This window comes from Anabaena cylindrica UHCC 0172 (assembly GCF_034931625.1).
Lineage (GTDB): Bacteria > Cyanobacteriota > Cyanobacteriia > Cyanobacteriales > Nostocaceae > Anabaena > Anabaena cylindrica_A.
On record NZ_JAYGGY010000143.1, the window covers coordinates 1 to 10,254 of the forward strand.

General features: G+C 39.1%; 10 protein-coding genes. 5 read left to right on the plus strand and 5 right to left on the minus strand.

Features of this window, described 5'->3' with window-relative positions; genetic code table 11:
• Positions 1–159: 159 nt before the first annotated feature.
• Positions 160–657, minus strand: coding sequence for a hypothetical protein (locus VB713_RS27885; RefSeq protein WP_323314730.1), 498 nt, complete (start codon positions 655–657; stop codon positions 160–162).
• 576 nt (positions 658–1,233) lie between these two features.
• Between VB713_RS27885 and VB713_RS27890 the strand changes: the two genes are divergently transcribed.
• The 3 genes from VB713_RS27890 (at position 1,234) to VB713_RS27900 (ending at position 4,018) form a co-directional block, all read left to right on the plus strand.
• Positions 1,234–1,692 (plus strand): DUF1499 domain-containing protein, encoded by a 459-nt coding sequence (locus VB713_RS27890; protein WP_323314731.1) that lies wholly within the window; start codon positions 1,234–1,236, stop codon positions 1,690–1,692.
• Between the two features lie 83 nt (positions 1,693–1,775).
• On the plus strand, positions 1,776–2,231 hold the full coding sequence (locus VB713_RS27895) for an EVE domain-containing protein (RefSeq protein ID WP_323314732.1): 456 nt from the start codon (positions 1,776–1,778) through the stop codon (positions 2,229–2,231).
• A gap of 752 nt (positions 2,232–2,983) precedes the next feature.
• Complete coding sequence (locus VB713_RS27900) at positions 2,984–4,018, plus strand: hypothetical protein (RefSeq protein ID WP_323314733.1); 1,035 nt, start codon at positions 2,984–2,986, stop codon at positions 4,016–4,018.
• A gap of 108 nt (positions 4,019–4,126) precedes the next feature.
• Here the strand turns inward: VB713_RS27900 and murG are convergent, their stop codons facing one another.
• Positions 4,127–5,200, minus strand: a complete 1,074-nt coding sequence (gene murG / locus VB713_RS27905) for an undecaprenyldiphospho-muramoylpentapeptide beta-N-acetylglucosaminyltransferase (RefSeq protein WP_323314734.1) — start codon at positions 5,198–5,200, stop codon at positions 4,127–4,129.
• Positions 5,201–5,284: 84 nt separating this feature from the next.
• Between murG and VB713_RS27910 the strand changes: the two genes are divergently transcribed.
• Complete coding sequence (locus VB713_RS27910) at positions 5,285–6,097, plus strand: nuclear transport factor 2 family protein (protein ID WP_323314735.1); 813 nt, start codon at positions 5,285–5,287, stop codon at positions 6,095–6,097.
• A gap of 313 nt (positions 6,098–6,410) precedes the next feature.
• Positions 6,411–6,929: a hypothetical protein gene (locus VB713_RS27915; RefSeq protein ID WP_323314736.1), complete on the plus strand. Its 519-nt coding sequence runs from the start codon at positions 6,411–6,413 to the stop codon at positions 6,927–6,929.
• A 7-nt stretch (positions 6,930–6,936) separates the two neighbouring features.
• On the opposite strand, the gene VB713_RS27920 is transcribed toward VB713_RS27915, so the two are convergent.
• The 3 genes from VB713_RS27920 to VB713_RS27930 all read right to left on the minus strand — a co-directional run bounded on the left by VB713_RS27920 (position 6,937) and on the right by VB713_RS27930 (position 10,208).
• Positions 6,937–7,695, minus strand: coding sequence for a cobalt-precorrin-6A reductase (locus tag VB713_RS27920; RefSeq protein ID WP_323314737.1), 759 nt, complete (start codon positions 7,693–7,695; stop codon positions 6,937–6,939).
• Positions 7,696–8,029: 334 nt separating this feature from the next.
• The gene (locus VB713_RS27925; RefSeq protein ID WP_323314738.1) at positions 8,030–8,455 is read right to left on the minus strand and encodes a DUF1636 domain-containing protein; all 426 of its coding nucleotides are present in this window, start codon (positions 8,453–8,455) and stop codon (positions 8,030–8,032) included.
• 82 nt (positions 8,456–8,537) lie between these two features.
• Entirely contained in the window at positions 8,538–10,208 is a 1,671-nt protein-coding gene (locus VB713_RS27930; protein WP_323314739.1) for a pentapeptide repeat-containing protein, read from the minus strand.
• Between the last annotated feature and the right edge of the window lie 46 nt (positions 10,209–10,254).

Consider the following 10,254-nt stretch of genomic DNA (forward strand, 5'->3'; position numbering starts at 1 on the left):
AAGCGTGGCGTTAGCCATATCAGACATTTTCCCTAACTAGCAACTTACGTTATTACTAAAAAGAGTTTTTTATTAAAAAAAAGCAAAATGCAAGGAGTAGAAATAAAGGGAAACCGATTTGTAGTAGTAAGTTAGTCCACTACAACTTGAGAACTTGTCTCATCGTCCATCAGGATTCCATTTGTCTAATGCTATATATTGGTTCTGCACCAAATCTAAAGGCTCAATGACACTGCTAGAACTGGACACACGAAACCAATAAACTGGATTAGTAGTTTTGTCTGAATGATTTTCAAACACGCTAACTACATAAAAGGGTGTATCTATAGTAGGAGAACTCTCAACAACCGCTGCAAGTTTTATACTCCCTCTAGAAAGGCTGGCAATTTCTCGTGCTTTGCGTTGCACTTGTGGTAAATTCCAGACTAAATTGAAAGCTTTTTTTTCGTCTATCGTTTTGATAGGGTTAGAACTTTTCACCGCAGTAGCTTTATTAGATTTAGCTGGAGATGTTAAGTAAGCTAATTTTAGGTCAGTATGGATTTCCTTTCCATAACCAATGTTTTCAATGGTTGAATATGCACCTAGCACCCCTGTAACTAATAACGTCATTAGAGGGTAATGAGTGAATTGTTTCTTGGTGTTACCCCTAAGCATAATGATGCACCTCCGTAATAGTGTAATATTGATCCCCTTATCACTAAGATAGCAGGGGTTAGACCCCCTATGTCTAGTCTTGACAAAAGTGTAGATGTTGCTGTAGGTAGCTTGAATTGGGAATAGACAATAGCGATCCCCACTCTATATTACACTCAAAGCTGGCAATGCAGAAACAATAGGATGCGATCGCTAATTTAACCTTTGATATATACTAAAAACGGGTTAAAAGTGTCATTCTGAAAGAAGTGAAGAATCTCCGAGATACTTCCCTGCACTACGTTACGGTCAGTATGACATAAGTCCAAGTTTGACCCGTTTGCAGTATAGCAATTCTTTTTCATTTGTGAACAAGACATTTCAACGTTCATACAGCGCATAACACGGAAACTCACAGGGCGCAGAGGCAGAGAACAAATAGATGTTATGCCTACGACTCCAAGGGATAGATATCTCATTGAGGAGCGATATATGTTAATATTGCTTCTTGGCTTTCTAGATTGTCAGAAAGTAAAAGCCTAATAATTAGGTTAGTGTAATAAACTTGATATTGTAATTGTAGCAATCAGAAAAAATATGTTTTCACAGAAATTACAGGGTATTATTTTTGCAATACTTTTAACCATAAATATTCTAATATTTCCTGAAATTACTTGGGCTTTAGGAATTAAGTCAGGTCATCTCACTTCTTGTCCAGCTTCCCCTAATTGTGTTGTCAGTCAAAATAATGCTGATTCTGAACACACCATTGCAGCAATTCCCTATCATATAGACCATGATCAAGCTAGAGCAGCATTACTAAAAGTTCTCACAGTTGTTCCCCGAACAGAAGTGATAGAACAGACAGATGATTATATTCATGCTCTTTCTAAAAGTCGTATTTTCAAATTTATTGACGATGTAGAATTTTATTTACCTCCTAATGAGCCAGTAATTCATATACGTTCAGCCTCTCGCGTGGGAGATTCTGATCTTGGAGTCAACCGCAGACGTATGGAGCAAATTCGTCTGGCTTTGCGCGATTTCAACATTTGATAAACTCAGAAGCCCACACTGTATCCACCAGGAATGGTGTGCGGCTGTTCACACAAGTAAGTATTATTAAAAATCTTAAAAATATGGATTCAGTCAATTATTGGTTAATGAAATCAGAACCAGAAGTTTATAGTATTACTGATCTGCAACAACAGCATGAGACTATTTGGGATGGTGTTCGCAATTATCAAGCTCGTAATTTTCTCCGCCAAATGCAGTTAGGAGATTTAGCTTTTTTTTATCATTCTAATACTAATCCCCCTGGAATTGTGGGGTTAATGCGTGTAATTAAAACAGGCATTGCTGATCCAACACAGTTTGAGCCAACAAGTAAATATTATGACCCTAAAGCAACTCCTGAATCCCCTCGCTGGCAAACAGTAATGGTGGAATTTGTTGAGATTTTCTCTAATCCTATTTCACTATCAATACTCAAAGAAAAGTTTAGCGCTGATGAGTTACTTTTGGTAAGACCAGGAAATAGGTTATCGGTGATGCCTGTGTCATCAACAGTAGCTAAAAAAATAACTCAAGTTTGAAAATGAGGTAGGAGTCAGGAGGAAGAAGGAAGAAGGAAGAAGGAAGAAGGAAGAAGAATATTTTTCTCTTCTGTTCCCTGTTCCCTGCTACATCAAATATTCTATATCCTGAATCCTTACCTTCAATTAAATACTCAAATTATGACTGCTTATACAGCGGGTTCCAATTATTTCCAATTATATAAGGTACATCATAGCCCTCTCAATACTTGTCGGTTAAGCTCAAAAAATGAAATTAGGTAGGTTGGGTTGAGGAACGAAACCCAACATTTACAGGCATTTGTTGGGTTTCACTATCGTTCAACCCAACCTACAAAAATTCTTAACCGAGCAGTATTGATAGCCCTCTCATCGTTTGTGGGTGGGGTTCTTGTACCTCATAACACCGAGAACTGCTTATATTAATGCACGAATATAAGTCATACAAAAAGATATTAATAGTAATCCTGATATTATTTGCAAATTTACAGAATTATCAAACTCTTTTCGTAACGTTTTACCTAAACAAAATGTAGGTGAATGAATTATTAGGTGATGACTTGTTTGCGAGATGCTCTGCGAATAGATAAATATATATAGAAATTGATATTTAACATATTTATAATACATATTTAACATATTTATAATATTTATCTGAAACAATTATTACGACGCACACCTTTTTGATGTCGCTTCAGCCAAACAACCTACGTACCGAAAATTAAACGGTGTGTGGATTTCAATTCTTAATTATTCTCAATAAATACTAAACAATGAAAGTATCTACCTCCTTGATGGCAAAGCTGTTTTTTACAGGTGCCATCAGTTTATTGGGTGCAAAAGCCATAGCACAGGTTGCCTACACCGCATGGCCTACCACTACAACTGTCGTAACAGTTAATACTGGTACATTTGGTGGTAATATGAGCGGTTTGTTCTATGAACCTGCAACGTTATGGGCAGTGCAGAATTCACCATCAAAACTCTTTAAGATGGTACCAAGCGGTAGCAATTTTGTTAAAGATACTACTAATGGTTGGAGTTCTGGTAAAACCTTGCGTTATCCTAATGGCAGTGGTGCGCCAGATGCGGAAGGCATAACCAAAGGTGAGCTTACTTCAACAACTATCTACGTTGCTACTGAGCGCGATGGTAGTGGTAATAGCAAATTGAGCGTTTTAGAGTATGAAACCAGCGGCTCTGCTACCACCCTTAATGCCACTAAAGAATGGAATTTAACTAGTAATTTACCATCAGTTAGCAGTAACGCGGGATTGGAAGCGATCGCTTGGGTTCCAGATAGTTATTTGGTTGCCAATGGATTCATAGACGAAAGTACTAGTGCTGCCTATGATCCCACTAGGTATTCTTCACACGGCACAGGATTATTTTTCGTTGGGCTAGAAGCGAATGGAAAAATTTACGCCTACGCGCTCAAATCCGACTCTACTTATACCAAGATAGCCACTATTAGCAGTGGTAATAACAAGATCATGGATTTATCTTTCGATAGAGACAATAATACTTTATGGGCATATTGCGACAACAATTGCACCAACCGCTCGAATTTACTTGCCATTGATACCACAGTTGGTTCTGCAACAAAAGGTAAATTTATCCGCAAAAAGGCTTATGAAAAACCAAGTTCAATGGCCAACCTTAACAATGAAGGTATTGCCATGAAGCCCAATTCGGAATGCAACACCACTACCACTCCTCCTACCAAAGACTTCTTTTGGGCAGATGATTCTGAAACTAGTGGTTTTGCGATTCGTCGTGGAACAATTCCTTGTGGACCATTGTTTTAAACCGATATTAATCTTTATTGAACTTGTAGAGTGGTATTACCCACTCTACTTAGCTCGCAACCTGCATATAAATAGATAAATCCCACACCTTTTTCTGCGCTTCATTTTCTACTGTTCCACAATTTCTCGCACCAAAGCTGCTAACTTATCAGCACTATCGGGAGATGCGATCGCTTTTGCCCTCTCTCCCATCTTCGCTAACTCTGTCGGTGACTGCAATAACTCTAAAACTCGCTTTTGCAATATCTCCGGTGTCAACTCCGACTGTTTAAAAGTTAAAGCTGCACCAACATCAGTAAAAACCGCTGCATTGTAAGATTGATGATCTTCAGCCGCAAAGGGATAAGGTATCAAAATTGCTGGTGTACCACATACCGCCAATTCTGTTAAACTTCCAGCCCCAGAACGACTAATAGCTAAATTTGCCCGTCGCAACAAAGCAGCCATATTGTCGTAAAAAGGTAAAACTATATACTGTGGATGTTGAAGACTATCGACATGAGGATCTTGCTCGCCTGTTAAATGTACTATGTAAGCGCCAACTTCAAACCAAGCTTGAGCCGACTGGCGAACTAGTTGATTAACCGCCACTGCACCCTGACTACCGCCAAAAACGACAATTAAGGGAACCCCATCAGGAATTGGCAAGTCTAGAGTACTATCAACTCCTGTATCTAGGAACTGCGATCGCACGGGAGTACCCACACACACATTTTTGGAACGGGGTAAATATTTTGCAGCAACTTCAAATCCTACCGCCACTGCACTACACCAAGGGCCAAAAAAGCGGGTAACTTTACCTGGTAAAGCGTTAGATTCATGAAAAACCACAGGTAAACCCAAAGATCGAGCCGCAATTACCGCTGGCCCTGCAATATAACCCCCCGTTGTAAATAAACCCTGAAAATTTCCCTGTTTAAGGATGCGTCTCACATCTAAAATCGAACCCATCAGCTTAAACAAGATGCCCAGAGAAGAAAGACCGAAACCTTGCTGAAAGCCTTCAACTGCAATCGTATTCAGAGGATATTGGTCTGGAACAAGCTGCGTTTCTAGTCGGTTGGGGACACCGAGCCATTCAATTTCATAGTTTGGCAGTTTTTGCGCCAGTGCGATCGCTGGAAACAAATGTCCACCAGTCCCACTAGCAGCTATCAGTAATCGTATTGGTGCGTTTGCCATCAAAGCTATACCATTTAGCGCCTAGCTTAACTAAGATAAAACAAATTCCTTACTTTCTCTTATCAAATCAGTAAACTCTTACTAATGACTAACATTATTGCTTTATTAATGAAACGCAACAAAACCTTTCCTGTGGGTATTTCCCTAGCTTCGTTCTTAGTTACACTTGGTTTCAGTAGTACCTGGCAAATTGCTCAAGCCAATACACCAGAAACAGCACCCGCAGCACTCAAAACCCTGATAACTCAAATTGATGCCGCTTCTACCAAGGGTGATGTTAAAGGCGTAATGCAATTTTACAGCCCCAATTTCACTCATGGCGATGGATTAAACCGCCAAACGATGGAACAAGCCTTGAAGTCTTTTTGGAAGCGTTATCCCCAACTACGCTACAGCACACGCCTACAATCTTGGAAAACTGAAGGCAAGAACATCATTGCAGAAACAGTCACCACTATCACCGGTCTACCCTCTGCGAACAGTCAGAACTTAGCCCTCAACGCCACAATTACTTCTCGTCAGCGTCTTTCAGGTACAAAAATCCAGCGTCAAGACATCTTATCAGAACGCACCCAACTAACCTCTGGGAGCAAACCGCCCCAAATAGAAATGAAATTACCACAACAGGTAAAAGTTGGTCAGAAATATAACTTTGATGCGATCGTTCAAGAACCATTAGGAAATGATTTTCTCCTGGGAAGTGCGCTAGAAGAAAACATCCAACCAAACAAATATCTCAACCCCACAGCAGTAAACCTAGAATTACTGACTGCTGGAGGACTATTTAAAACCGGACTCGCACCATCAACCCCTGGACACCAATGGATTTCTGCGGTCATTCTCCGCAATGATGGCATGACAATGATCACCCAGCGTTTAAAAGTAGTGAAAAAGTAATTAATTTCATCAGTGGTAATATACAGCAGGAGTCAGGAGCCTTCATTTACCTGAAATATGCTGTAACTACCACTGAAAAACCTTATAAACTAGCCTAATCTCCATCCCCTTCACGCTCTCCCACTCTGCATCTATCACTTGACCAGATTCAAGACTATTCTTACTTCCTTCTTCCTCCTGACTCCTAGCCCTAACGAAAAGACTTTTATGGCAAACCCTATTTATATTTCCGAAAAACTACTGAGATTAACTTTTTAGCCTTCGTGATATCATATACAAATGAATATATTTAATCAATTTAATCAATAACTTTATGCCTAATATACCGTCTCAATCTTTAACCATAGGAATAAGTATTTTTTTACTTTCCCTATTCCCCTCCTTGAATGCCCAAGCGCAAAATGAAGTAAATAAAATTGAACTCAAAGTTTATAGTGAAAACGATCAAAAACAAAGCTGTCCTGAGAAAGTAATAGTTACTGAAATTCCCCGTCCTTATCAAGAAGGTGGTTTTGCTACTGATGGTTCTGTGAATTTGAGTGAATACGCAAATAATATTTCTATAACTGCAAAAAATAGTTTTAGCACTACATGGGTAGGAACATTAAAACCCAAATATTCTAAATGCTCTGCTGCTGCTGGAATAACCAAGATTAATGGCGAAAAATATACTGACAATACTAATTATTTAAGGCTACATTTTGTCAAAGGTAAAGTTTATTTTATGCTTGATTTAGCCGGCGGTTATGATGCTAATGATTATCCCTTAGTAGTTGTTAAACAGGGAATCAAAAATGGTAATCCTGTGTGGACTTGGGGTGGAACTGATTAAAATATGACTATTTATCTTCATCGTTTTCTAACTTATCCAATAACCATTTCATTGCACTTTCTATATCTGCAACTTGTTCCCCCGCTGGGATAGGTGGACGTTTCACCATCACTACCTTGATACCCATTTCTCTCGCGGCAATAATTTTAGGATATGTGGCATTACCACCACTATTTTTGCTGACAATAGTATCTATATGATAGTGATTTAAAATTTCCCTTTCATCATCTAAAGTAAAAGGTCCTCTATCAAATAACATCAAACCAGGAGGTATCACAGCATCAGAATTTGGTGGATCAATCATTCGCATCAGAAACCACATTTCTTGCAAATGGGAAAAAGCAGAGATTTCTTGTCTACCAATAGTTAAAAAAACCCGTTGTGCTTCGTTTTTTAAAGCTGCGGCTGCTTCGGTAATATTTTCTGCTTCAATCCAAATATCACCCTCTTGTTTTTCCCAGGGGGGACGATTTATCAATAATCGAGGGATACCCGCTGCCATTGCTGCTGCGGCTGCATTCCAGGAGATATGATTGGCAAAAGGATGAGTAGCATCAATTAACATATCTATTTGCTGATGCTGCAAATACTCAACTAAACCTGTCACACCACCAAAACCACCAACGCGGAAATTACCCACAGGGGTAGAAGGTTCACGGGTACGACCGGCTAAAGATGCGATCGCATCTACACCACTAATATTTGCCACTTTAGCAGCTAATTCAGCAGCGTCACCAGTTCCACCCAAAATCAAAACACGCAACATAGCAATTCTCGATCATCTTCATTTGAAGACTTATCATATCTGTTAGGGCTGGTAATAGGTAATAGGTAATAGGTAATAGGTAATGGGTAATAGGTAATAGGTAATGGGTAATTAGGGCTTGCTGAGTAAAGCTAGATAACGAACCGCAGAGGACGCAGAGAAGCCAGTGCTTGGGGCGGGTTCCCCGACTTGTAGCAACTGGCGCGACACAGAGGAATAGGAGTTTGAGCGTTTTTTGCGTAAGTCCTAAGATAAAACAGTAGCCCCCTCTTCCGTTTACGGAGAGGGGGTTGGGGGAGAGGTTCTTCTACCCACTGGAAAATTCCCATATTCTTTAAGCAATTCCTGGAATCCTGGCTAAAATGCCTTTTTTTAAAGGTTCGGGTCGTTCTGACCAAGGCAGCACGCCATCGGGCTTAGAGTAGTATTTGCTGGCACATTCCAACACCGCCTCAGCACAACCCTCAACCGGCAAATCACCGAATAGATAAGTTAACTTACCTTCACCAGCAAAAGCGACGACACAGGAACGGTTACAAGCACTCATACATTCAACTTCTTTAATAGGGAACTCATCCCGTAAATCCCAATTTTCGGCGAGTTGTTGAATTTCTTGTAAAAGTTTTTGACCACCAGTTTCACCGACACGCTTACCATCTTGCCAAACACTGGCGCAGGTTTTGCAAACAAAGAGACTATGAGAAGCTATACCAGTGTCACGAGTAGGGGAAATTGGAGAAATATTCACAGCAGCAGTCATCTGTATCCTCGCTGATTTGCACAATTTCTAATTATACTGCGAGGATTTTGACTCACACAGCTTTTGATGATATCGGTTGTTGTCACACGGTGCTGGAATCTTTGTCTGTATTCAATTTCGTTAAATCTTTACCTTCCAGAATAGTTCCTCTAACATCTGCCCCCTCAAGATAAGCCCCTTGAATATTCGCGTCTTGAAGATACGCCCGTTGAAGATCCGCCTCTTGAAGATCCGCCCGTTGAAGTTTCGCCCGTTGAAGATCCGCCTCTTGAAGATCCGCCCGTTGAAGATCCGCCTCTTGAAGTTTCGCCCCTTGAAGATTCACTCCTTGAAGTTTCGCCCCTTGAAGATTCACCCCTTGAAGATTCGCCCCTTGAAGATTCGCCCCTTGAAGATTCGCCCGAAAAAAATCTTGATGAATCAGAATACAATTCTGCAAATCTAGATAACTCAAATAATCTAAGCAAAAAATCCGATCATCATAACCTAATCTTTGTCCTCGTAGCCGAGAAATCCATATACCAAAATCTTGAAGAGAATGCCATTTAATCTCGGAAACTTTCTTTGTCACTCTAGCACAAGCATTTAACACAACTAATAACGCTTCTTCTGCATTTCGCGCTTGCCGATTTTCTTCATAAAAATTAGGTAGCTTTAATTCTTCCATCGGCATTCCCTCACGTAACATAAAACTAATCAAATTACATAAAGTCTGCTGCCATTTTTCAACATTTGCTATTTCTTGCAACTGCATTTCATCAAAAATAAACCTAAATAAATATTCATTTAGAGGGGATGTCCCACACAAAATAGCCCATTGTTTTAAAGTTGCTTTTTCATCCCATCCTTTACGGTGATTCTTTTCACGTTCTTCTAACTGTTCATGAATTAAATATAATTCTCGCACTATCCGTCTAGCTGTCAAATATTCACCAAAACTCTTATGAGTAAATTCAAAAGTTTTTTCTTGCTCCCTCACCCCACTCTGACGAAAATAAAAAGCAGTCAATAAACGAGTTACACCTGCTTCTGCTGCTTGCTGATATTCAGTAAAAAGATTTTGAAAATGAATATTATCACTACAGATTTTTTCAATTTTACTAACTGTTGTCGTTCTCCCATCTCCATGCCAACAAGCTAGGGCAATTTCTTCTAAAACCTCTGCAAATTCTTCCTCGTCTTTAATTTTAAATTCTTGATTTGTAGGATGTTTTTTATCAGCCCATTTACGTTCATAAACTGCTTTGAGTAAATCTGCATAAATACTATTCAAATTACTATCTGCTGAAAAATCCACTTCCCCACGAGCGAAACTCAAAGCCACTAAATAATTTAACAACGGTTGAGCAGTAATTTCTCTCAGCTTTCCTTGATTTAACTCAGATGGTAAGCCAGTATATTCTATTCCCTTGGCTTCACCATAACGCTGCCACCATAAATTTCTTTGGTCTGTTTCTAACAATTTTTGTTCATCAATGTAATTATATTTTTCATTTTTTTCTACAAAATAATGCAAAACATATAATATTTCTTGTGATGAATTATCCAATAAATTGCTATTTTCTTGAATCGTTAAATCCCTTCCTGTAATCAAAACTTGTAAACGAGTTTCTCGTTGATTGAAATTAGCTAAATTTTTATCAACTTTCTGAATAAATTCTTTAGCGGCTTCTGCCCCAAGTTTACCCTGCATTGCCAACTCATCTAAACCATCAAAGATAATTAATAATCGTGATTCAAAATCATTAGACATCTCCGAAAAACAATTAAATTATGCTATAAGAATATAAAATAATATT